Here is a 24,005-nt window from a genome sequence, read left to right as displayed (position 1 = left end):
TCCGGGCGCATGCTTATCGCGGCGCCCAGCGCAAGGCTACGGAAGGGCAGATTATGAAGGCACGCATCCTGGTTGTCGACGACGACGAGGCGCTGGCCGAAATGATCGGCATCGTGTTGCAGAACGACGGCTTCGAGGCCGTGTTCTGCTACGACGGTGCCAAGGCATTGGGTGTTTTCCGCGAGGTCAAGCCCGATCTGGTGCTGCTTGACCTGATGCTTCCGGGACTGGACGGCATCGAGGTCTGCAAGCTTATCCGCGCCGAGGACGATGTCCCGATCGTCATGCTCACCGCCAAGTCCGACACCGCCGACGTGGTCCGCGGCCTGGAATCCGGCGCGGACGACTACGTCCCCAAGCCCTTCAAGCCCGCGGAACTGGTGGCGCGCGTGCGCGCCCGGCTGCGTCCCGGCGAACAGCACGCCCCCGAAACCCTGAAGATCGGGGACCTGAGCATCGACGTCGCCGGCCACCGGGTGACCCGCGAGGGCGAGCCGATCGGCCTGACCCCGCTGGAATTCGACCTCCTGGTCGCCCTGGCCCGCAAGCCGTGGCAGGTCTTCACCCGCGAGCAGCTGCTCGAGCAGGTCTGGGGCTACCGACACGCCGCCGACACGCGGCTGGTCAACGTCCACGTCCAGCGCCTGCGCTCCAAGGTCGAGATGGATCCGGAAAGCCCCGAGGTCGTGCTGACCGTGCGCGGCGTGGGATACAAGGCGGGCCAGGCCTGAGCCTGGAGATGACGGGCAGCATGAACACCGTCGAGCCGGCCCCGGACGATACCCGGGTCCCGGAGCCGGAGCACCAGCAGCCCCGGCACCGCCGCGCCCTGGACGCGGTGTTGCGCGCGCGCAACACCGTGCGCTCGCGCTGGACCCGTTCGCTGCTCTTCCGCACCGTGACCTCCGCGGTGCTGCTCACCGCCCTGGCACTGCTGGGCGCCGGCGCGTTCCTGTCCAACCAGATCGCCACGGGCCTGTTCCAGGAGCGCTTCAACCAGGTGGAGTCCGAGTCCCTGCGCGGGCTGAACCAGGTGCGCGCCATCTTCGACTCCGCGGCCACCACCGACCGCACCAGCACCCGCTCGCTGGTGACCAGCACGCTGAAGATCCTCGAGGGCGACACCGCCCTGGTGCCCCGCGACTTCGTGCTGGTCCCGCTCTCCGGGGACGACAACCTCTACGTGGGACCCACCGCCAGCGGCAACCTGACCTCCCGCATCGTGCCGGAGGCCCTGTCCGCCCAGGTCCAGGAGTCCAACGCCACCTACTGGCAGTCCATCGAGGTCAACGCCGGGGCCAGCGCCGGCCCGGGCTTGATCTTCGGCACCAAGGTGACGCTGCCGCCGGGCCGCGAATACGGCCTGTACCTGGTCTACGACCTGTCCAGCGTGCAAAAGACCCTGGACTTCATCAACCGGGCAATGGGCCTGGTCGGCGGGCTGCTGCTGCTGGTTGTCGGCGGCATCACCTGGTACGTCACCCGCCTGGTGGTCCGCCCCGTGGCCGCCGCCGCGCAGGTCTCCGAGAAGCTTGCCGCCGGGCAGCTGGAGGAACGCATGGTCGTTTCCGGCGAGGACGAGATCGCGCGGCTGGGCAACTCCTTCAACCACATGGCCGCCTCGCTGCAGGACCAGATCAACCAGCTGGCCATGCTTTCGCAGATGCAGCAGCGCTTCGTCTCGGACGTGTCCCACGAGCTGCGCACCCCGCTGACCACCGTGCGGATGGCCGCCGAGGTGCTTCACGACGCCCGCGAGGACTTCGACCCGATCAACAAGCGGTCCGCGGAGCTGCTCTACAACCAGGTCGAACGCTTCCAGATCCTGCTCAACGACCTGTTGGAGGTCTCCCGCTTCGACGCCGGGGTCGCGGTGCTCGACGCCGAGCCCACCGACCTGGTCTCCGTGGCCCGGCGCGTGATCGACACCGCCACCCCGCACGCCGAGGCCATGGGCTCGGTGCTGCGCTTGGGCACCCCCGCGGGCGGCGCGGTGGCAGAGATGGATGCGCGGCGCATTGAGCGGGTGGTGCGCAACCTGGTGCTCAACGCGGTGGAGCACGGCGAGGGCAACCCCATCGACATCACCGTGGCCGGCAACCGGAACGCGGTGGCGATCACGGTGCGCGACCGAGGCATCGGCATGGGCCCCGAGGCCAGCACCCGCGTCTTCGACAGGTTCTGGCGCGCGGACCCGGCCCGGGCACGGACCACCGGCGGCTCCGGCCTGGGGTTGTCCATCGCCATGGAAGACACCCGGCTGCACTCCGGCAGGCTGGAGGCCTGGGGGGAGCGCGGCGTGGGTTCGTGCTTCCGGCTGACCCTGCCGCGGATCCTGGGCGACACCATCATCGCCTCCCCGCTGCCGCTGGAGCCCATCGTGCTGGCCGACGCGGTGTTCGACCGCGGCATGGTCGTCTCCTTCCCGCTGACCGGGGAGATCCCCGCGATCGGCTTCAAGCCCGCCCCGCCGCTGATCCCCGAGGAGCACCCGGATGCCGCGGCGCCGGGCACCGGCGGCCACACCCCAGGAAGGCACCACCCGCATGACTAGGAACCGCCCAACGCCCCGGATGCTGCTGGCCGTGCTCCTGGGCTTCGTGCTGGTGCTCTCCGGGTGTTCGCAGATCCCGCGCAACTCGCCGGTCCAGTCCATAGCGCTCGACGGCTCCGGCACCGATGCCGACGGAAACGTGCAGTTCAACCTGCCCGGCCCGACCCCCGACGCCACCCCCCGGGAGATCGTCGAGGGGTTCATCGAGGCCGGCATCGCCGCCCAGGACGACTACAAGACCGCCCGCCAATTCCTGGACCCCAAGCAGGGCGGGGTCTGGAAGGGCTCGGTGCGGACCCTGGTCTACGAGGCCCGCCCCTCGGTGATCCCCGGCACCAACCCCAACACCTTCACCATCCAGATGGAGGTCGTCTCCGAGGTCGACGCCGCGGGCATCATGACGGAATTGCCCGCGCACACCACCCGGGCGGTCGACGTGGCGCTGGCGAAGGTCGATGGACAATGGCGCATTTCCCAGCTGCCCGACGGCATCATGCTGGACAAGGCCAGCTTCAGCCACGTCTTCGCCCCGCAGACCCTGTACTTCTACGATGTCAGCTACGCCTACGCGGTGCCCGACGTGCGCTGGTTCCCCACCCGCACGGGCGTGGCAGCGGTAATGGTCGAGGCGTTGCTGGCCGGCCCGGCGCCGTACCTGGAAAACGCGGTGGTTTCGGCGTTCCCGCCGGGCAGTTCGCTGGTGCGGTCCTCGGTGCCGATCAAATCGCAGCGGGCCACCGTCGATTTGAAGTCCGCCACCTTCCTGGACTCGACGGAGCTTTCCCGCCAGCAGATGCAGCAGCAACTGGACCTGAGCCTCGGCGGGCTGGGCACCGTGCGCTCGGTGGTGATGACCGACGAGCAATCCGAGGTCAAGATCGGGCCCAAGGACCCCGACTTCCAGGTCGCCGAGGTCAACGCCCCGGTCCCCGACACCCAGATCGGCGTCCTGGACAAGGCGCTGTATTACCTCAAGGGCAAGTCGCTGCGGCTGGTCGGCGGCATCGGGGACATCTCCGGCTACGACCCGCGCCTGCCGGCGATGAGCCCGCAGGGGAACCGCTATGCGTTCCTGAACGGCTCGCTGACCAAGCTCGTCGCCATCGACGAGGAGGGCCGCAGCTCGGTGGTCGCCACCGGTACGGACCTGGTCCGACCCTCCATGGATGCCCATGGCTGGACCTGGACCGTCGACAATTCCTCGACCACCAGCGTCCTGGCGGTGCCGGAAAACACCGTGCTCAACGGCAAGGTCCGACCGATCACCGCCGGCTGGCTGGAGCACGCCAAGGTCTCCTCGCTGCGCGTGTCGCGGGACGGGGCCCGCGCCCTGATCGTCTCCTCCAAGGACGGGGAAACCAGCGTGACCATCAGCGGGATCCTGCGCGATGCCGACGGCGCGCCGCGCGGCTTCGCCCCGCCCAAGAGGCTGTATCCGGAGGTTCCGGTGACCCAAGCGGTCTGGAACTCCGATGTCTCGGTCATCGTCTCGGCAACCAGCACCACCGAAAAGGTGGCGGCGGAGGAAATCGGCCTGACCGGCACCCGCGTGACGTACCTGCCGCTGCTGGGCATGCTCGATTTGTCGGCCGGTCCCGGGGAACGCCGCCCGGTGTACGCCGAGACCAAGGACAAGATCTACACGCGCGTGGGCAGCTCCTGGCATGAAATGGAAATCATGGTCCGGGACCTGACCTACCCGGGCTGAGTGGCCGGTCGCCGGTCGCGGTTCTCCACAGCCGGTCAACCGGGCATCGAGTGGGCCTGGCCCGGGGGGCATGCTGGAGGGCATGAAACCCAGGATCCGGCCGGACCCGGATGCCGTGTACCGCGGGTCGCCCGCTCCCCGCAGCGACCCGGCACGTTCCCGGGCCCGGCTCCTTGATGCGCTCTGGGGGCACCGCGCGGCCCGGGCCGCGCGAGCGGGCCTGCACGGCACCGCGGCACTGCTGTTCCCGGTGGATTGCGTGTGTTGCCGGCGTCCGGACGCCGTGGTGTGCGGTTCCTGCGCCAGGGCGTTGCGTGCCTCCTGCCTGCACCCGCGGAGGGTCGAACACCGGGCCGAGGCCCTGCCGTTGGACGGGTGCCTCGAACCGATGCCGGTGGTTGCCGCCGGAGCCTACGAGCACGAAGTGGCGGCCGTCGTCCTGGCCTTCAAGAACCACCAGATGCCGGCCCTGGGCAGGTACCTGGTGCCGCCGTTGGCCCGCGCGGTACTGGCCTCGCTGGACACCCTGGCGGACCGGGGCCGCCCGGTGGTGCTGGTCCCGGTGCCCACGCGGCTGCGGGCCAGGACCCGGCGCGGGTACTTCCCGGTGGGATTGCTGCTGTCCAGGTTGCGACGGGCCCGGGTGCTGCCCGCCGGCGTGCAGGTGGCCCACCTGCTCCGGTACCGGGTGGCCAGGCAGTTCACCTCCGCGCAAAAGGGCAAGGGCAGGCGCGCCCGGGGCGCGGTGCGCGGCACGATGCACGCACCGGTGACGCCGCAGCTGGCACGGCTTGCGGCCGCCGGCACCCAGGTGCTGTTCGTCGACGACGTGCTCACCACCGGGGCGACTTTGGCCGAGGCACACCGCGCCCTGGCCGGTTCCGGGCTGAGGGTGTGCGGCGCGGCGGTGCTCGCGGCAACACCCGCACCGGATGAAAAAAGCCAAGTTCGCGCAACGCGATGAAGTAATAATCCCAACATCCTTGATTATCGTTGCATCTGTCATAGGGTGAGGTATGGGCACCCCGCAAGGGGAAAGGAACCCATCTTCAGCGGCCGGAAGGAGTGACTTCTTCGGTCGCTGATGTGTCACCTGAGCAATGATGGAGGACACCATGGAGATGACGATCAACGGGCGCAATGTCAGTGTTACGGATCGCTTCCGCGAGTACGTGGACGAGAAGATCGACAAGGTCGATCAGCTTGCAACCAAGATCCAGCGCTTGGACATCAAGGTCACCAAGGAGCAGCACGCACGCAATGCGGAGACTGCCCTGACCGTCGAATTGACGGTTCTGGGACGGGGGCCGGCGATCCGTGCCGAGGCCAAGGCCGCGGACAAGTTCGCTGCCTTCGACACCGCATTCGCCAAGCTCCTGGAGCGTCTGCGCAAGGCCCGGGACCGCCGCAAGGTTCACCACGGCACCCGGACGCCCCAGGCAGTCCACCAGGCAACCAGCGGACTGGAGCCGGCCAACAGCTCGCTTCCGCTGCATGAAGCAACGCGTCTGGCACAGCAGGAAGAGGAAACCCGGCAGGCCGCCGAGGCCTCCGAGAACGGCGCACCGCCGATCGAGATCCGCCGCAAGGTCTTCCCGGCGGAGTCGATGAGCATCGACGATGCCGTTGACCGCATGGAAATGATCGGACACCCCTTCTACCTCTTCGTGGACGCGGCAACCGGGGCGCACTCGGTGGTCTACGCCCGGAAGTCCAAGGGCAACCAGCAGTACTCCTACGGAACCATCACGCTGGATCCGGAGGCCACCGACGAATCCACCCTGGAGACCCGTCGCTACCGCGACCCGGATCCGCAACCAGTCAACGCCTGACCCAACGGCGCATACGATGGGACCATGAGCAGGATTCTTTCCGCAGCGCAGGCCCGTCGCATCGCCATCGCAGCCCAGGGGCTGCATCGTCCCCGGCCCGCCGCACCAGTGAATCTGGGTGCGGTGGGCCGGGCCTTTGCCCGGCTGGAACTGATCCAGATCGACTCCGTCAACATCGTCACCAGGGCCCAATACCTGCCGATCTTCTCGCGGCTGGGCCCTTACGCCCCGGAGCTGCTGGACGCACTCGCGGTGCAAAAACCGCGCAGGGTGGTTGAGTACTGGGCGCACGAGGCCTCGCTGGTGCGCAGCGACCACTTCAGGGACCTGGTCCCGTGGCAGCAGCGCTCCTGGCCCGGCAGCATGAAGGCCATCGACGACGACGGGCGCGTCCTGGCCCACCGGATCCTTCGGCTGCTTGCCGACGGCAGGTCCCGCACCTCGCGGGAAGCCGCCGCCGAACTGGGCCACGAACAGACCAGGGACAACGACTCGTGGGGCTGGAACTGGTCCGCGGTCAAGCGCGCCCTGGAGGCATTGTTTGCCGAGGGAATGATCAGCACCGAGGGCCGCAACGGCGCATTTGAGCGCCGCTACACCGCCCTGCACCAGGTGTTCCCCGAAGCACCCGTACCCCCGGCCGGGAACGACCGGCGCCAGGGCATGGAGCGGCTGCTGCTGGCTGCCGCCGGGGCACACGGTATTGGCAGCGTGCATTGCCTGGCCGACTATTTCCGGCTCCCGTTGCGTGAAAGCGCCGCGGTGCTGCAAGACCTCGCCGCCGGCGGAGCCCTCGAAACGGTGGGCGTGGCGGGCCTGAAGGACACGTTCTACCTGTTGCCCGGAACCGTCATTCCCCGTCGCTCGCACGCCAGGTCGCTATTGGGTCCCTTCGACTCGATGGTCTTCAACCGCCGCCGGATCGAGAAGCTGTTCGGCTTCACCTACCGCCTGGAGATCTACACGCCCGCGGCCAAGCGCGTCTACGGGTACTACGTGCTGCCGTTTCTGCTGGGCGATGCGCTGGTGGCCCGCGTGGATTTGAAGGCAGAGCGGGCCACGGGCAGGCTGTTGGTCCGTGGCGCCTTCGCCGAGCCCGGCGCGCCGGGGAACACCGCGGCGGAGCTGGCGGCCGAATTGCGGCTCATGGCGCGTTGGCTGGGTCTCGACGAAGTCGTGGTTTCGGCACACGGGAATCTGGCAGCAGCCTTGGAGTTTTCACTAAGCTCGCCCGAATCCAGCCAAAAGCCACAAGTGAAACCAATCTCTCACGTAGACTGAACACGCCAGAAATCCTGTGCGAGAGATTTGGGAGCTGCCTCGTGGCATCACTGCTTGAACGTATCCTGCGTACCGGCGACAAGAAGACGCTGAAGAAGTTGCGCGGATACGCCGACGCCATCAACGTGCTTGATGGCGAATTCCGTGCCCTGTCCGATGCGGAACTGCGTGGTGAAACAGACAAGTTCAAGGCGCGCATTGCCGATGGCGAGTCCCTGGACCTCCTGCTGCCCGAGGCCTTCGCCGCCGTCCGCGAAGCCGCTGACCGCACCCTGGGCATGCGCCACTTCGATGTCCAGCTCATGGGCGGCGCCGCCCTGCACCTGGGCAACATCGCCGAGATGAAGACCGGCGAAGGCAAGACCCTGGTCGCCACCGCGCCGGCCTATCTCAACGCCCTGACGGGCAAGGGCGTCCACGTGGTCACCGTCAACGACTTCCTTGCCGAGTACCAGTCCGACCTGATGGGCCGCGTCTACCGTTTCCTGGGCCTGACCAACGGCTGCATCCTGTCCAACCAGGACCCTGCCGAACGCCGCAGGCAATACGAGGCGGACATCACCTACGGCACGAACAACGAGTTCGGGTTCGACTACCTGCGCGACAACATGGCTTGGAGCTCCGACGAGCTCGTCCAGCGCGTCCACAACTTCGCGATCGTCGACGAGGTCGACTCGATCCTCATCGACGAGGCCCGCACCCCGCTGATCATTTCCGGGCAGGCCTCCGGCGACGTCAACCGCTGGTACACCGAATTCGCCAAGCTGGTCACCCGCCTGAGCCTCGACACCGACTACGAGGTCGACGAGAAGAAGCGCACCATCGGCGTGCTGGAGCCCGGCATCGAAAAGGTCGAGGACTACCTGGGTATCCACAACCTCTACGAGGCGTCCAACACCCCGCTGATCGGGTTCCTGAACAACGCCATCAAGGCCAAGGAACTGTTCAAGAACGACAAGGACTACGTCGTGATCAACGGCGAGGTCATGATCGTCGATGAGCACACCGGCCGTTCGCTGGCCGGGCGCCGCTACTCCGAGGGCATGCACCAGGCCATCGAGGCGAAGGAAGGGGTGGAGATCAAGGCCGAGAACCAGACCATGGCCACCGTGACCCTGCAGAACTACTTCCGCCTCTACAAGAAGCTTGCGGGCATGACCGGTACGGCGCAGACCGAGGCCGGAGAATTCATGGGCACCTACAAGCTCGGCGTGGTGGAGATCCCCACCAACAAGCCGCTGCTGCGCAAGGACCAGGCGGACTTGATCTACAAGAACGAGATCGCCAAGTTCGACGCCGTGGTCCAGGACATCGCCGAACGCCACGCCACCGGCCAGCCGGTGCTCGTGGGCACCACCAGCGTGGAAAAGAGTGAATACCTGGCCCGCCTGCTGGCCAAGCAGGGCATCCGCCACGAGGTGCTCAATGCCAAGCAGCACGCACGCGAGGCAGCCATCGTCGCCCAGGCCGGCAAGAAGGGTTCCGTCACGGTCGCCACCAACATGGCCGGCCGCGGCACCGACATCATGCTCGGCGGCAACGCCGAATTCCTGGCCGTCGCCGAGATGGAACGCCGCGGGCTTGACCCGGAAACGAACTCCGAGGAATACGAGCGAGTTTGGGATTCCGTCTTCGAGACCGCCAAGAAGCAGGTCGCGCTCGAGGCGAAGGAAGTCTCCGACGCCGGGGGACTCTACGTGCTGGGCACCGAACGCCACGAGTCACGCCGCATCGACAACCAGCTGCGCGGCCGTTCCGGACGCCAGGGGGACCCGGGCGAGTCCCGCTTCTACCTCTCGATGACCGATGAGCTGATGCGCCGCTTCAACGCCGGCGCCGCCCAGCGGATCATGAACAACCCCTCGATGCCCGACGACGTGGCCCTGGAATCGAAGATCGTTTCCAAGGCCATCGAAACCGCGCAGGCTCAGGTCGAGGGCACCAACGCCGAGCAACGCAAGAACGTGTTGAAATACGACGACGTGATGAACCGCCAGCGCGAGGCCATCTACGGCGACCGCCGGCGCATCCTCGAGGGCGGGGACCTGGAAGAAAAGGTCGGGCACTTCCTCGAGGACGTGGTCAAGGCCATGGTCACCGAGGCCACCGGCGAGGGACACGCCGAGGACTGGGACCTGAAGCGGCTCTGGGGAAACCTCAAGCAGCTCTACCCGATCTCCATCACCCTCGACGAGGTTGCGGAGGAAGCCGGCCACCGCGACGCGATCACCCCTGAACTCCTGGAGCGCGAAATCCTCTCCGACGCGCGGCTGCAGTACGCCGCACGCGAGGAAGCGGTCGGCGAGGAAAACATGCGCGAGCTCGAACGCCGCGTGGTGCTCTCGGTGATCGGCCGCAAGTGGCAGGAACACCTCTACGAAATGGACTACCTCAAGGAGGGCATCGGCCTGCGCGCCATGGCCCAGCGAGACCCGTTGGTCGAGTACCAGCGCGAGGGCTTCCTGATGTTCCAGACCATGATGGAATCCATCCGCGAGGAAAGCATCGGCATGCTCTTCAACATCGAGGTGGAGACCCGTCCGGCCCCGGAAATGTCCCTGCCGGGCGTCGTCGACGGCCGATCGGTGACCACTGAGCCGGTGCTGAACACCCCGGGCCTCGAGGCCCCGGCCCGCCCGGCCACGCTGCGCTACACGGCACCCGAGGAAAGCGGCGAGGCATCGACCCACATCGAGCGCACCCCCGGTGCGGCGGCCCCGAAGGCTGCCGGCGGCAACAACAAAAAGAAAAAGGGCAAGCGCCGCTAGCCGATCTCCAGTGCAGTAACCTGCCAACGTCCGTGCCACCGTTCGATCCTTAGAGCGGCGGCACGGACGTTTTGCATGTCCCGGATGATCACCGCCGCCTCGAAGACCAGGGGCAGGACCTGGGTGATGCGCATCCGCAGCACCCGCGGGTTGGAATAGCAGCGGGAGGTGGGGTCGGGTCGCTGGATCGCGCCGAGTCGCATGTGGTGGTCGAGCTTCAGCATGCACTCCGGGCTCAGGGCGCGCAGCAGCTGGCGTGCGGGGCGTGCTCCGGCCAGTACCTCCAGCACCGCCGGTGCGGCCGCGTGCACGACCGCTGCCACGGATTCGGCCGGGGCCAGCAGCCCGTCCATGGGCGGGAAGAGCTTCTCGGCAACCGCCCGGGCGGCGGCCGTGGGCGGCTTGGGACGCAGCCCGTCAGCGAAATCGTGTTCGTTGTCCGCGCGGAAATCCTCGTCGAGCCGAACCTGCTCCGGGAGGCTGCGCGCCGGTGTCTCGGTGCCCGGTTTCTGGCCCGGGCAGCGCTTCCCGCGCCGGTCCGGACCGGGGCCGAAGGCCTCCGGAAACCGCCGTATGGGGGTCGGATCCACCGCTGCGGGGTCCGGTGCGGTGAAGAGGTTTGCCTGGACGAGCGTCGGTGCGGTGTCGGAAGGGGCCGGATCGAGGGCGGTGATGGACATGGTGGACTCCTGGTGGGCGGATGGCTTCGACGGTGGAGGGCGGTGTGTGCAATCGGGTTCAGGACTTCAGGGACGTGGCCCGCGGAGCCTGGAGCACCATGCCGACCTCGAGCCTGTCGGGGTCGGGGCCGATCAATCGGCGGTTCGCGGCGAACCACAGCGGCCAGGCCGCGGCGATGTCTTCGGGGCCGGCGCTTGAGGGCAGGTGGCGAGCGGCAATGGCCCAGAGGCTGTCTCCGGGCCGGACCACGACCTCCTCAAGCGTGCGGGTGGTTCCGCCGGCCAGCCGGGCCAGCGGCAGCGGGACCCGGTGCGGGATGAATCCGGGACTGAGCAGTTCGGTTTCGGTGCCCTTCGGCCCGGTGGCCTCCGGCTGTCGCGGGCCGGCCTGGCGCTCGTGCTGCCCGCCGATCGAGGCCTGGAGGTGCTGGGCCGGTGTCAGCGGCGCGGCAACGGCCGCCGGGGCCGCGGCGGTGGCGGTGGCGGTGGCGCATCCGGCCAGCACGATGGAACCGCCGAACCCGGCCAGCACCACCCGGGCGACGAATCCGGGGACGAGTGCCGCCAAGGCTGCACCGCGACGCCGGTGCCCGCAGGCGGCGAGGAGACGGGCGGCCAGGGCCAGGGCCAGACACAACAACAGCCAAGCGACGGACGCCGCACCCAGCAATCCGATGGCCAGGCCGGTGAGCCGTTCCAGGGACCACGCATCGAGCCGGGTGCCGGTGCCGGCGCGCTCCTGCAGGGAGCGCCACAGCACGATGCTGGCCCCGAGCATGCCCAGCGACAGGACGGCCGCGGCCACGAGTGCCAGGGTGTCGCGGGCTGTTTGTGAACGCATCTTGACCTTCTTTGATGTCATTTGATGTTGTTTGCATCTGTTTGTAACAGCATGATGACACTTCGTGCACGAGGAATCTAGGGGTAGGCGCGAAACTTTTGGGCATCTAGGGTGGGCCCATGAGATGGGAATCGCTTTTCGCCGACCTGGAAGCACAATTCGAGGCCGAGGCCGCCCGCGACCAGGCCAGCGAAATCCAGGAATTCGTCCGGATCGAACGCGCCCGCCAGACGCTGGTCCAGCGCCTGGCACGGCACCTGGACACACGGGTCGATGTGCAGCTGCTCGGCGCCGAACGCCTGGGCGGACAGCTTGCCTCCCTCGGCAAGGACTGGCTGATGCTGCGCCACGGCGGCACCGAGGAACTCGTTCCCTTCCGTGCGCTGGCCTGGTGGTCCGGGCGGGAGCCGGGCCGGAACCCGGAGCCGGGGGAGCGGCGGGTCGGCTTCTCCCAGGCCCTGCGCGTGCTGGTGCGGGACCGTGCCAGGGTGGGCATCGGCGGAACCGACGGGCAGCAGCTGGCCAGCGGAACCCTGGACCAGGTGGGCCAGGATTTTGTCGAGGTGGCGCTGCACGAGCGCGACGAATTCCGCCGTGCACCTGCCGTCCACGGACGGTGCGTGATCCCGTTTTCCGCCGTGGCCAGGGTGCGCCGCGAGGAATGAGGCCCCCGTCGGCGTCGTCCACAGCCGGGCCCGCCCCCTTCTCACGCACGGCCGGCACGGCGTATGGTGGCCCCCAAGGACAACGGCGGGGCTCGCGCCTCCGCCGATGAAGCATCCCGCGTTTCTGCGCAGCCAGGCGGAAGACTCCCTGGCCGCGCATCGGCGGGGTCATGGCGGAGGGGGATATTCGACATGGACAAGGCCCACGAAGCGGCGGCGGCAGCGGCCAGCAGGCTGGGAAGGCCCAGCTGGAAGGACCCGCGGCTGCTGCTGGGCATCCTGATCGTGTTGGCCTCCTGCGTCGGGGTCGTGGCCCTGACCAGTTCCCTGGACCGCACCACGCCCATGTACTCGGCCAAGGCCGACATCTCCCTGGGCGAGGAAATCACCGCGGAGAAGCTCAATGTGGTGAACGTGAAGCTCGATGCGCTCGAGGAGCGCTACGTGCCTGCGGATCCCTCCCTGCTTGAGGGCACGCGGGCCAATTCGCTGGTCCGCGCCGGACAGCTGCTCCCGCGCAGCTCCCTGGGGCTGGACGACGGAACCAACCGCCGCCCGGTGTCCATCGACCTGCCCGATGCCCTGCCGGCGGCGATCACCTCCGGGGCCCATGTCGATGTCTGGGTCTCGCTGAAGGACCGGACCGCCAATGCCTACGCCCCGCCGACCCTGCTGCTGCCCTCGGCCGAGGTCACCGGCCGCACCGAACGGGCCACCGGCTTCGGCGGAACGGCCGGAACGCTGGTCGAGATCCTGGTGGTTGACAGCGGGCTGGCGGACCTGCTCGAGGCCATGGCCAACGACGCGCGGATCACCGTGGTCTTCAACCCCGGGGCCAGTGCCTCATGAACATCTCGGTGGTGGTGCACGGGGACGACGGCACGGTGGTTGACAGGCTCGAGAGCCACCGCGGGGTGCTCACGGTGGCCCGCAGTTGCACCGAGATGTCCGAGGCCATCGCGCTTTGCGAGACCGGGATGGCCGACGCGGCGATCCTGGCCGGGCCGCCGGTGGAGGTCGAAACCCACGACATCGATGCGATGATCGAGCGCGGGGTCCCGGTGCTGGTGCTCTGCGACGACGCGGCCCAGGGCAAGCGGCTCGGGGCGGCGGGCGCCTACGTGGCGGGAACCGGCTGCACCGCCCCGGAGCTGGGCACCCTGGTCGCCCGGGCCCGGGCCGAGCTGGGGCACCGGGAGCGCGGCGCCGATCCGGCCGCGGCGGGAGAAGAGCCGGGGACGCCGGCCCGGAAGCGGGCGCGCGTGGTGGTTTTCTGGGGCCCCGTGGGTTCCCCGGGCCGCTCCCTGCTGGCGCTGAACTACGCCGTGGAATGCGCGCTGGGGGATCAGGAAGTGGTGCTGCTGGATGCCGACACCTATGGGGCCTCCCAGGCCGTGCAGCTTGGCCTGCTCGACGAGGCCGCGGGCATCGCGCAGATCTGCCGCACCGTGGACTCCGGGCGGTTCGACGCGGCGAAGCTCGAGCGGATCTGTGCGCCGGTGCTGATTGCCGGGGCCCGGATGCGCGTGGCCACCGGGCTGCCGCGGGCCAGCCGCTGGCCGGAACTGCGCCCCACCGCGCTGCGCCGCGCGGTCCTGGCGCTGCAGGAGGTCTGCGACACGATCGTGATCGATGTTGCGGCGCCGCTGGAACTCGACGAGGAGCTTTCCTTCGACACCGCCGCCCCGCAACGCAACGGGGTGACCGCCGCGATGCTGCGCATCGCCGACGAGATCCATGCCGTCGGGGCGGCCGACAGCATCGGGGTCCCGCGTCTGATCAGGGGCCTGGAGGAAATGCACGAGGTGCTCGGGGCACTGCCGGTCACGGTGCTCTTCAACAAGGTCTCCGCGGCCAACGCCGGCGCCTCCCCGCGCCAGGGGCTGGCCGAGACCTGGGCGCGGTTCGGTCCCGGGCTGCCGATCGCCGGCTACCTGCCCCACGACCCCGCGGCGGTGGACGCCGCGCTGCTGGCCGGAAGCGCGCTGGCGGAGATCGCCCCGCATGCGGCCCTGCGGGTGGCCATCGCCGCCCTCGCCGGGCAACGGATCAAGGGCAGGGCGCCGTTTCTGCGCCGTTTGGCCCCGTCGAAGTGACGTCCGTAACCTGGCGGGATAGTGTTGTAACATCAGCGTCGCGCAACGGAGCGCGACGCACACTCAATCCACGGAGGCGTTCTTTTGAACTCGTCGGAGTCCAGCATGTCCGAAACTTTCATCGCTGAGACACTCACGCCCGAATTGGTGGCAACCTACTACGGGCAGTTGGCACCAGAGGACGCGGCGGCCTACACGCCGCAGCAACTTGAAGCCAGGGTGGGAGCCCACTTGGCCGTCGGCTGGATACGGGAGCCCAAGACGCCCCGCGTGGCCATCACCCGTCACGCCGCCATGACCATGGTGTACGTGGTCACCGATGACATGCCGTTCCTGGTCGACTCGGTCACCGCCGAGATCGTGCGGCAGAACCACGCCATCAACGTCGTGGTCCACCCCACCTTCGTGGTCGGCCGCGACGCCGAGGACGGACACATCACCGCCCTGGACACGGTCCCGGCCAACGAGCACCTGGCCAGCGGCGACACCGCCGCCCTGCCGCAGATCTCCGCGCTGGTCGCCGGGAACCGCGACACCGCCATCGAATCCTGGATCTCCGTGGAACTCGGCGGGGACCCGAGCGACGAGGCACTGACCAAACTGGTCGCCGGCCTCGAACGCATCCTCAAGGACGTGCGCGCCGCCGTGGAGGACTGGGCGCCGATGCGCAACAAGGCCCACGAGATCGCCGACTCCCTGGCCACGGTCACCGGCGCCGAGCAGATCCCCGACCTGGACGCCGCCATCGACCTGCTGCACTGGCTCGACGACGGGAACTTCACCTTCCTGGGCTACCGCGAGTACGACCTGATCACCGAGAACAACGAAGACGTGCTGCGGATCCAGACCGAATCGGGCCTGGGCCTGATGCGCAACGCCATCCCGGCGCGCGACACCCAGCACCTGACCAAGCGCGGCCGGGCCATGGCCCGCGACAAGCGCGCCCTGGTCATCACCAAAGCCAACTCCCGCTCAACCGTGCACCGCGGGGTCTACCTGGACTACGTGGGCGTCAAGCGCTTCGACGCGGCCGGCAACGTCAACGGCGAACGCCGCTTCATCGGCCTGTTCGCCTCCAGCGTCTACACCTCCTCGGTGCGCAGCGTCCCGGTCGTGCGCGAGAAGGTCGAGGCCGTGCTCAAGCTCGCCGGCTTCGCCCCCGATTCGCACTCCGGCAAGGACATCGTCACGATCCTGGAGACCTACCCGCGCGACGAGCTCTTCCAGATCTCCGTCGAGGACCTCACCAACACCGTGCTGGGGATCCTGCGCCTGCAGGAACGCCGCCGCACCTCGCTCTTCCTGCGCCCCGACGTCTACGGGCGCTTCATGTCCGCGCTGGTCTACCTGCCGCGCGACCGCTACACCACCGGGGTGCGCCTGCGCATCGAGAAGGAATTGACCGAGGCGTTCAACGCCGAGTCGATGGACTTCGAGGTCCGCATGTCCGAGTCCTCGCTGGTGCGCCTGTTCTACCGGATCCGGCTGCAGCGCCACGGGCTGACCCCCGTGGTGGACCGCGCCGGACTGGAAACCCGCCTGGTCGCCGCCGTGCGCTCCTGGTCCGAGGGCATCACCGTGGCCGCCAACGAGCTCTACGGCAACGACAAGGGCGCCGCGCTGGCCGCCGGCTGGTCCGAGGCCTTCCCCGCCGCCTACCGCGTCGAGTTCGAGGTCGAGGACGCGCTGGCCGACATCGAGCGCTTCGGCAAGTACGAGGACGAAACCCACATCGGCCCCGTGGTGAAGTTCTACGTCCCCGAAGAGGACGAGGACTCCGAGGTCAACGCCCGGATGAAGCTCTACCTCACCGCGCCGCTCTCGCTGTCCAGGATCCTGCCGGTGCTGCAGAACCTCGGCCTGGAAGTCATCGAGGAACGGCCCTTCGCCGTGACCCCCTCGCGCGCCGAGCCGCGCTACCTCTACGACCTGGGCCTGAAGTTCCCCGAGGGGATCAACCCGATCGACGCCGAGGCCCTGCTGGCCGACGCCTACTCCGCGGTGGTCACCGGCGCGGCCGAATCCGACCACATGAACCGCCTGGTGCTGCTGGAGTCGATCTCCTGGAAGCAGGTCGGGCTGTTGCGCGCCTACTCCCGCTACCTGCACCAGCTGGGTGTCTCCACCTCCTACACGTTCATCTCCGACACCCTGGTCGCCAACCCGGAGGTCACCCACGGGATCATCGCGCTCTTCGAGGGCACCTTCGACCCGGCCCTGACGCCCGAGGCATCCGCCGCCGCCATCGCGGCCGCCCACGAGGTGCTCAACGAGGCCCTGGACAGGGTCCCGACGCTCGATGCCGACAAGCTGCTGCGCCGCTTCGTGAACCTCATCGAGGCCACGCTGCGCACCAACTACTACATCGATCCGGCGGCACTGGCCTTCAAGCTGCTGCCCGGCAAGATCACCGATGCGCCCTTCCCCCGCCCCAAGTACGAGATCTGGGTCTGCTCCCCGCGCATCGAGGGCGTGCACCTGCGCTTCGGCGAGGTCGCCCGCGGCGGGCTGCGCTGGTCCGACCGCCGCGAGGACTTCCGCACGGAGGTCCTGGGCCTGGTCAAGGCGCAGATGGTCAAGAACGCCGTGATCGTGCCCACCGGCGCCAAGGGCGGCTTCTACGCCAAGCAGCTTCCCAACCCGGCCGTGGACCGCGCCGGCTGGATGGAGGAGGGCAAGGCCTCCTACCGCATCTTCATCCGCTCGCTGCTGGAGATCACCGACAACCTGGTGGTCGACGAGGAGGGCGAGAAGGTCGTGCCGCCGGCCAACGTGGTGCGCCTGGACGGGGACGACACCTACCTGGTGGTCGCCGCCGACAAGGGCACCGCCTCGTTCTCCGACACCGCCAACGCCATCTCCGAGGAGCGCGGCCACTGGCTGGGCGACGCCTTCGCCTCGGGCGGGTCGGTGGGCTACGACCACAAGGCCATGGGCATCACCGCCCGCGGTGCCTGGGAGTCGGTCAAGCGCCACTTCTTCGAGTTCGGCGTTGACACCCAGACCCAGGAGTTCACCGCCGTGGGCGTGGGCGACATGTCCGGGGACGTGTTCGGCAACGGCATGCTGCGCACCCGCACCGTCAAGCTGCTGGCCGCCTTCGACCACCGCGACATCTTCCTGGACCCGAACCCGGAGCCGGGGGCCGCGTTCGACGAGCGCGCGCGCCTGTTCGAGCTGCCGCGTTCCTCCTGGGCCGACTACAACAGGGACCTGATTTCCGCCGGCGGCGGGGTGCATTCCCGCGCGCTGAAGTCCATCCCGATTTCCCCCGAGGTGCGCGAGGCCCTGGGCCTGGGCGCCACGGTCAGCTCCATGGCCCCGAACGAACTGCTCAAGGCCATCCTGGGCGCACCGGTCGACCTGCTGTACAACGGCGGCATCGGCACCTACGTCAAGGCCTCCGACGAGTCGCACGCCGAGGTCGGGGACCGCGCCAACGACGCGATCCGCGTCAACGGCGAGCAGATCCGCGCCCGCGTCATCGGCGAGGGCGGCAACCTGGGCATGACCCAGCGCGGCCGCATCGAGGCGGCGCTGCACGGGGTCATCCTGAACACCGACGCCATCGACAACTCCGCCGGCGTGGACTGCTCGGACCACGAGGTCAACATCAAGATCTTCGTGGACCGCATGGTCGTGGCCGGGAAGCTGGAGGCCTCCAAGCGGGCCGAATTCCTGCACTCGATGACCGACGAGGTCGCACGCCTGGTGCTGAAGACGAACTTCGACCAGAACGTGCTGCTGCTCAACGACAAGCAGGAGCTCAGCAGCTGGTCCCCGGCGTTCGAACGCCTCATGGACTGGCTCGAGGAGCATGCGGACCTTGACCGGACGCTGGAGTTCCTGCCCTCCACCGAGGTCCTCGAGGCCCGCCTGGCGGCCGGGGCAACGCTGACCGCCCCGGAACTGGCGGTGCTCGTGGCCTACGCGAAGATCCAGCTGGCCGGCGCGCTGGCCGCCTCCGACCTGCCCGACGACCCGCACTTCGCCGCAACGCTGCGCAACTACTTCCCGGTGCAGCTGGCCGAGCAGTTCGGGGCGGACCTCGACTCCCACCCGCTGCGCCGCGAGATCATCGCCACCGTGGTGGCCAACGACATGGTCAACATCGGCGGCACCACCTACGCGTTCCGCGTGATGGAGGAGACCGGGGCCGACGAGGCGCAGGTCGCCAAGGCGTTCGTGGCGCTGCGGGAGATCTACTCGCTGGACGCCGAGATCGACGCGATCAACGCGCTGCCGGCCTCTTTCGACTCGACGCACTGGTGCCGCCTGCACCTGGACATGCGCCGGCTGCTGGACCGCGCCACGCGCTGGTACGTCCACCACGTGGACCGCGAACAGGACGTGGACGACGCCGTGGCCGCACTGGCCCCGACCGTGCGGGCGCTGCGCCCGGAGGTCGGATCGCTGCTGCGCGGGGTCGACGCCGAACGCGCCGCGACCTGGGCGACGGAGGGCAAGGGCTGGGGCCTGGACGCGGCCCTGGCGACCCGCTGGGCCGTCCAGTTCGAGTCCTTCGCGCTGCTGGACATCGCCACGGCCGCGGCCCGCACCGGGGCCGATGCGACCGAGCTGGCCAAGGTCTACTACGTACTCTACGACCGCTTCGGCGTCGACTCGCTGCTGGAGCGGATCACCTCGCTGCCGCGCGACGACAGGTGGAAGGCACTGGCCCGCGCCGCGCTGCGCGACGACCTGTACTCGACCATCATCGACTTCACCCGCGACGTCGTTGCCGTCACGGATCCGGGTCAAGGAGACCCGGCCGTGCGCGTGGCTGTGTGGTTGGAGGCGAACGCGGCTAACCTTGATCGTGCACAGAACATGTTCGCGGAAGTGAACCGGCTGGAACGCGATGACATGGCGTCCCTGTCGGTCGCGCTGCGGCTGTTGCGTTCCATCGTTCGGAGGTAATATCCATGGCCATCTTCACGGACCAGCTACGCCAGGGCGCCGACTTTGGTCCGGGGGATGAGGATTGGATCCACCTGTTGGTGGGGGACTGGCAACTGATCGCCGACCTGGCGTTCGCCGACCTGGTGTTGTGGTTCCCGGTCCCGGAGGGGACGTACAAGGCCCTGGCCCATGTGCGTCCCTCCACCTCGCACACCGTGTTCCACACGGACTTCGTCGGGGAGCGGATCCGCAAGGACCTCAAGCCGCTGGTCGAGCAGGCCTGGCAGACCCAGGACATCGTGCGCTCGGACGCGGGCACGGTGCGGCCCGGTGAGCACTCGATGCTCATCGAGGCCGTGCCGCTGGTCCGCAACGGGCGCACCCTGGCGGTGCTCTCGGTGCACTTCGACCTTTCCGGCTCGCGCCTGCCCTCGCGGCTGGAGCTGACCTACCGGCAATGCGCCGAGGACCTGCTGCGCATGTGCACCCGCGGTCTGTGGCCGGACTTCGCCACGCCCACCGGTTCCCGGCGCGGCGCCCCGCGCGTGGGCGACGGGTTCATCCGGCTGGATGCCGATGCGGTGGTCCAGTACGCCAGCCCCAACGCGGTCTCGGCCTACCGCCGGCTGGGGGCCGCTGCGACCCTGGAGGGCGTCTCGCTCTCCGAGGCGACGATGTCCCTGGTCAAGGACCGCCGGCTGACCGACGAGGCGCTGCCGCTGGTGGTCTCCGGCAAGATGCCCTGGCGCACCGAGATCGAGTCGATGGGCGTGACGCTGTCGCTGCGCGCGATCCCGCTACGCAACGCCAAGGGACGCTACGGCGCCCTGGTGCTGTGCCGCGACGTGAGCGAGCTGCGGCGCCGCGAAAAGGAACTGGTGTCCAAGGACGCGACCATCCGCGAGATCCACCACCGGGTGAAGAACAACCTGCAGACCGTTGCGGCGCTGTTGCGCATGCAGTCGCGCCGGATGAAGTCCGAGGAGGGCCGGGCGGGCCTGGACCAGGCCATGCGCCGGGTCGCCACGATCGCGGCGGTGCACGAGACGCTCTCGCAGGGGCTGAGCGAGAACGTGGACTTCGACGAGCTCATCGACCGGCAGTTCCGGATGATCGTGGAAATCGCCTCGCCGGGGCAAAAGGTGATGACCGAGAAGTCCGGGGCCTTTGGGCACCTGCCGGCGGAGCTGGCAACACCGCTCTCGCTGGTCATCAACGAGCTGGTCACCAACGCCGTGGAGCACGGGCTGGCCGAGCGCGACGGCACCGTCCAGCTGGCCGCCGAACGCAAGCGCAACGCCGTGGGGGAGGACATCCTGCGCGTGGCCATCTCCGACGACGGGGTGGGGCTGCCCGCGGGCCCGCGCACCGAGGGCCTGGGGCTGCAGATCGTGCGCACCCTGGTCACCAGCGAACTGAGCGGGAACATCCACTGGGAGGACCGCTCGGGACCCGGGACCCGGGTCGTGATCGAGTTGCCGGTCGCCGCCCGGCGCTAGATCGATCGGTACTCGTTTGAGGAGCGAACTTGCGTGGCCGGGAAATCGGGCCAAGGATGACTTGTTCGGCGATACTTCCGGCAGGCACCTTCAAGAGCCCGGACTGGGCCCTCACTCAACTTTTCGCGGAGGAAGGCACGCGTGGCGGCCTCACGCATTTCCTTGCCGAGCTGCCGTAGTTCGCGGTAGCCCTCGATCCATTCATGATCGAACGTGGTTTTCTCCTGCGATATCCATGGTGCTTTTCGGTCCCGGTGACACCTTCGACGCATCATGGATCGGCGGGTGTTTGAACCATGCCGCGACCGCAGAGGACGGCAACCCCCGGCGGGTTCCCCACGGAGCCCCGGTGGAGGGGCTGGGCAACGGGGTGACGTCAAACGTCGCGCGCGGGGAGCGTGCACTTGAGGATCGGTTTGCGGGCGGGAGCGTGCAGGATCGTCCCACGAAATTTTCGCGGGGCGCCACCCCGTCGAACTCGGTCCATTGAGCTTGAAATCCAGCGGTCAGTGCGCAGTGCTCAACGCGGACCCTGTTGCCGGGGCGGGACTCATGGGCCCATCGTGATCGGTACAGCCAGCAGCCGGGACAGCAAGGGATCCAACACCAATTCGGTGGTCCCGTCCTCGGCCCTGTAGATACCGGCGATCTCGAGCATGATGTATCCGTGCAGGGCGCTCCAACACTGGCCGGCGACGTGCCGGGAATTCTCGCGCCGGATGAGTCCGGCCCCCATCACCCGGTCGAGCGCGTCGGCGAGGGCAGTGAAGGTGTCTGTGCCGACGTCCATGTCCGCGCGGGACAGCCGATAGCCGCCCAACGAGGTCCCGCCGAACATCACGGTGTAGAGGTTCGGGTGCTCCAGTGCGTTCTCCCGATACGCCCGACACAACTGGACGAGGTCGGCAAGTGCATCGTCGGTGTGCTCGACGGTGGCCAGACGCTCCCGAAGCCGTGCGAAGCCCTCGGCCACCACCTCTCGGACCAAGGCCGGCATCCCGCCGAATTGGGTATAGACCGCCATCGTGGAGGTGGATGCCTCTCTGGCCAACCGCCGGGCGGAGAGGGCGGAGGGACCTTCCTCGCTGAGCAGCCTGGCGGCAGCTTCCAATAGCTTCCGGCGGACTTCGGGGACCAACCCGGAAACGGGCGGAGAAGGATCAGGCAGAGCGTTCATGCTTGACATTATTGCATAACAGTGTTATTCCGGTACTAATAACACTCTTATTGGAGGATGTTGCCGTGACGAACCGCTACCTCGAGGGCAGCATGGCCCCCATGCGCGAGGAGCGCAGCGCGACCGACCTGCCGGTGACCGGAGAAATCCCGGCCTATCTGGACGGCCGATACCTGCGGATCGGACCAAACCCGGTCCTCGATCCCGACGACAGCTACCACTGGTTCCTCGGCGACGGGATGGTCCACGGCGTCCGCATCGCCGACGGCCAGGCGAAGTGGTACCGCAACCGCTACGTCCGCTCCGCCCACGTCACCGACGCCCTCGGGGAACCCCGGACCCCCGGCAGCGGCAAGCCCGGTGACTTTGCGGCGAACACCAATGTGCTTGAGCATGCCGGACGCACGCTGGCCCTGGTAGAGGCCGGGGCCCCGCCCTATGAGCTCACCGCGGAGCTGGACACCGTGGGGCCGTGCGATTTCGGCGGAACCCTTGGAGGCCCGATGCAGCGTGGAGGCTACACGGCACACCCGCACGAGGATCCCTCGACCGGGGAACTGCATGCGGTGTCCTACAACTGGCTCCGTGGCAACCTGGTCAACTACTCGGTGCTCGGCACCGAGGGCCGGATCAGACGATCGGTCGATATCCGGGTCGGTGGCAGCCCAATGATGCATGACTTCGCGCTGACCGAGCACTATGTGGTGCTCTACGACCTGCCGGTCGTCTTCGACACGAAGATAGCCTCCCGCACCATGCCGCGACTGATCCGACCGCCGGCGCGATTCATGATGAGTCGGATGATCGGGAAGAACCCGCTGCCCGACACGGTGATCGACGGGATTGCACGGTGATCGGCCACTCGTGGCGACCAGGCGCCGAGCGTGCTGCCCTACTCCTGGGATCCGGAATACCAGGCCCGAATCGGGCTGTTGCCGCGTGAGGGCGGCAGCGATGACGTGCGCTGGTTCGAGATCGATCCATGCTTTGTCTTCCACACCCTCAACGCCTATGAGGTCGGACCCCCGGAAGCCCCGCAGAGCGTGATCGTCGACGTCATCCGCTACGGGCGGATGTTCGCCACCGACCTCAACGGTCCGAACGAGGGACCCTCGATACTGACCCGGTTCACTGTCGACTTGCTGGCCGACAGGGTGCGCGAGGAGCAGATGGACCAGCAGCCGCAGGAGTTCCCGCGGATCGACCAGCGACTGACCGGGTCCCGTCACCGCTACGGTTACGCGGTCGGCTTCGAACACACCCGCGGAGGCGACGGAGTGATCAAGCACGACCTCACCACCGGTACCTGCGTGGTCCGCCGACTCGGTGCGGGCCAGGAAGCAGGTGAATTCTGCTTCGTTCCGGCCTCCGACGCCGCCGCGGAGGACGAGGGCGTGCTGATGGGTTATGTCCTGGATCGGGCCAGCGACCGGAGCGACCTGGTGCTGCTCGACGCCCAGACCCTCGAGGACGTCGCCCGGGTGCACCTGCCGGGTCGAGTGCCAGCCGGGTTCCACGGCAACTGGACGCGCACCCATGCCGGTCAATGATGCAGACCCCGCACGCCCGCTCAGGTGAGGGGCCTTGCTGATGGAAAGTTGAGGGTCAAGGGCCATCACGTGGTGGTTTCGGCATGCTGCGTGAGCTCGGACATTGCAAAGGTTCAATGGGATGGGAATCGAAATCCCACGTCATGGCCTCGGGAATCCTAAGCGTGAGAGTCGAGGCCGGCTCGTCGCCCGGGGCGGCCGGCCACCTGCCAGGTCAAATTGCGGCCTTCGTGATACCGATACGCTCCTGTCGTTCCAGATCTGTACAGTGGGGCTCCCTGGTAGTGCCTTGTCGGGCAGGCAGCTGGCGAAGGCCAGGCCACAACGCCAAAATGGGGGTGGGGGGGGGGGGGGCGGGGGGCCCGGCCCCCCCCCAACTGGCAGTATCCGCCCCCCCAGTACACACAAGTTGCCGGGGGTGGGGGGGTGGGGGGCAGGATGTATTTGGTGGG

Annotated in this window: 15 protein-coding genes and 1 pseudogene; 13 read left to right on the top strand and 3 right to left on the bottom strand. The window is 68.3% G+C overall.

Going from position 1 to position 24,005, the window contains the following annotated elements; all coding sequences use genetic code 11:
- Window positions 1-53 precede the first annotated feature (53 nt).
- The 7 genes from mtrA (at window position 54) to secA (ending at window position 10,143) form a co-directional block, all read left to right on the top strand.
- Window positions 54-731: an MtrAB system response regulator MtrA gene (gene mtrA / locus J2T21_RS15745; RefSeq protein WP_071213530.1), complete on the top strand. Its 678-nt coding sequence runs from the start codon at window positions 54-56 to the stop codon at window positions 729-731.
- Between the two features lie 20 nt (window positions 732-751).
- On the top strand, window positions 752-2,554 hold the full coding sequence (mtrB, locus tag J2T21_RS15740; protein WP_307582566.1) for an MtrAB system histidine kinase MtrB: 1,803 nt from the start codon (window positions 752-754) through the stop codon (window positions 2,552-2,554).
- Complete coding sequence (locus J2T21_RS15735; protein ID WP_307582565.1) at window positions 2,547-4,262, top strand: LpqB family beta-propeller domain-containing protein; 1,716 nt, start codon at window positions 2,547-2,549, stop codon at window positions 4,260-4,262. Before mtrB ends, J2T21_RS15735 begins: the two co-directional genes overlap by 8 nt.
- An 82-nt stretch (window positions 4,263-4,344) precedes the next feature.
- Window positions 4,345-5,226 carry a ComF family protein gene (locus J2T21_RS15730; protein ID WP_307582563.1) on the top strand — a complete coding sequence of 294 codons (882 nt, stop codon included), beginning with the start codon at window positions 4,345-4,347 and terminating at the stop codon, window positions 5,224-5,226.
- 151 nt (window positions 5,227-5,377) lie between these two features.
- Window positions 5,378-6,094, top strand: coding sequence for a ribosome hibernation-promoting factor, HPF/YfiA family (gene hpf / locus J2T21_RS15725; protein ID WP_307582561.1), 717 nt, complete (start codon window positions 5,378-5,380; stop codon window positions 6,092-6,094).
- A gap of 24 nt (window positions 6,095-6,118) precedes the next feature.
- Window positions 6,119-7,375: a winged helix-turn-helix domain-containing protein gene (locus J2T21_RS15720; protein WP_307582559.1), complete on the top strand. Its 1,257-nt coding sequence runs from the start codon at window positions 6,119-6,121 to the stop codon at window positions 7,373-7,375.
- A 41-nt stretch (window positions 7,376-7,416) separates the two neighbouring features.
- Window positions 7,417-10,143 (top strand): preprotein translocase subunit SecA, encoded by a 2,727-nt coding sequence (gene secA, locus J2T21_RS15715; RefSeq protein ID WP_307582557.1) that lies wholly within the window; start codon window positions 7,417-7,419, stop codon window positions 10,141-10,143.
- On the opposite strand, the gene J2T21_RS15710 is transcribed toward secA, so the two are convergent.
- Both J2T21_RS15710 and J2T21_RS15705 read right to left on the bottom strand, forming a co-directional pair.
- Window positions 10,140-10,823 (bottom strand): Rv3235 family protein, encoded by a 684-nt coding sequence (locus J2T21_RS15710; RefSeq protein ID WP_307582555.1) that lies wholly within the window; start codon window positions 10,821-10,823, stop codon window positions 10,140-10,142. The genes secA and J2T21_RS15710 overlap by 4 nt on opposite strands.
- A 58-nt stretch (window positions 10,824-10,881) precedes the next feature.
- Window positions 10,882-11,664 carry a LysM peptidoglycan-binding domain-containing protein gene (locus J2T21_RS15705; protein ID WP_307582553.1) on the bottom strand — a complete coding sequence of 261 codons (783 nt, stop codon included), beginning with the start codon at window positions 11,662-11,664 and terminating at the stop codon, window positions 10,882-10,884.
- Between the two features lie 119 nt (window positions 11,665-11,783).
- On the opposite strand from J2T21_RS15705, the gene J2T21_RS15700 reads away from it, so the two are divergent.
- From J2T21_RS15700 to J2T21_RS15680, 5 genes are all read left to right on the top strand, one after another.
- Window positions 11,784-12,329 (top strand): hypothetical protein, encoded by a 546-nt coding sequence (locus J2T21_RS15700; RefSeq protein WP_307582551.1) that lies wholly within the window; start codon window positions 11,784-11,786, stop codon window positions 12,327-12,329.
- A 192-nt stretch (window positions 12,330-12,521) separates the two neighbouring features.
- Window positions 12,522-13,178 (top strand): SAF domain-containing protein, encoded by a 657-nt coding sequence (locus J2T21_RS15695; RefSeq protein WP_307582549.1) that lies wholly within the window; start codon window positions 12,522-12,524, stop codon window positions 13,176-13,178.
- Window positions 13,175-14,425, top strand: a complete 1,251-nt coding sequence (locus tag J2T21_RS15690) for an AAA family ATPase (protein ID WP_307582547.1) — start codon at window positions 13,175-13,177, stop codon at window positions 14,423-14,425. The genes J2T21_RS15695 and J2T21_RS15690 overlap by 4 nt, the downstream gene beginning before the upstream one ends.
- 105 nt (window positions 14,426-14,530) lie before the next feature.
- Complete coding sequence (locus tag J2T21_RS15685) at window positions 14,531-19,345, top strand: NAD-glutamate dehydrogenase (RefSeq protein ID WP_307582545.1); 4,815 nt, start codon at window positions 14,531-14,533, stop codon at window positions 19,343-19,345.
- A 5-nt stretch (window positions 19,346-19,350) separates the two neighbouring features.
- The gene (locus J2T21_RS15680; protein ID WP_307582543.1) at window positions 19,351-20,826 is read left to right on the top strand and encodes a sensor histidine kinase; all 1,476 of its coding nucleotides are present in this window, start codon (window positions 19,351-19,353) and stop codon (window positions 20,824-20,826) included.
- Window positions 20,827-21,376: 550 nt separating this feature from the next.
- Here the strand turns inward: J2T21_RS15680 and J2T21_RS15675 are convergent.
- Window positions 21,377-22,003: a TetR/AcrR family transcriptional regulator gene (locus J2T21_RS15675; RefSeq protein WP_307582541.1), complete on the bottom strand. Its 627-nt coding sequence runs from the start codon at window positions 22,001-22,003 to the stop codon at window positions 21,377-21,379.
- Window positions 22,004-22,095: 92 nt separating this feature from the next.
- Between J2T21_RS15675 and J2T21_RS15670 the strand changes: the two are divergent.
- Window positions 22,096-23,553 (top strand): annotated as a pseudogene (locus J2T21_RS15670) (carotenoid oxygenase family protein).
- Window positions 23,554-24,005 lie beyond the last annotated feature (452 nt).

The organism is Paeniglutamicibacter psychrophenolicus, assembly GCF_030812255.1.
Classification (GTDB): domain Bacteria; phylum Actinomycetota; class Actinomycetes; order Actinomycetales; family Micrococcaceae; genus Paeniglutamicibacter; species Paeniglutamicibacter psychrophenolicus_A.
The sequence above is the reverse complement of the archived record's forward strand: the minus strand, read 5'-3'. Positions and strand labels throughout refer to the sequence as shown.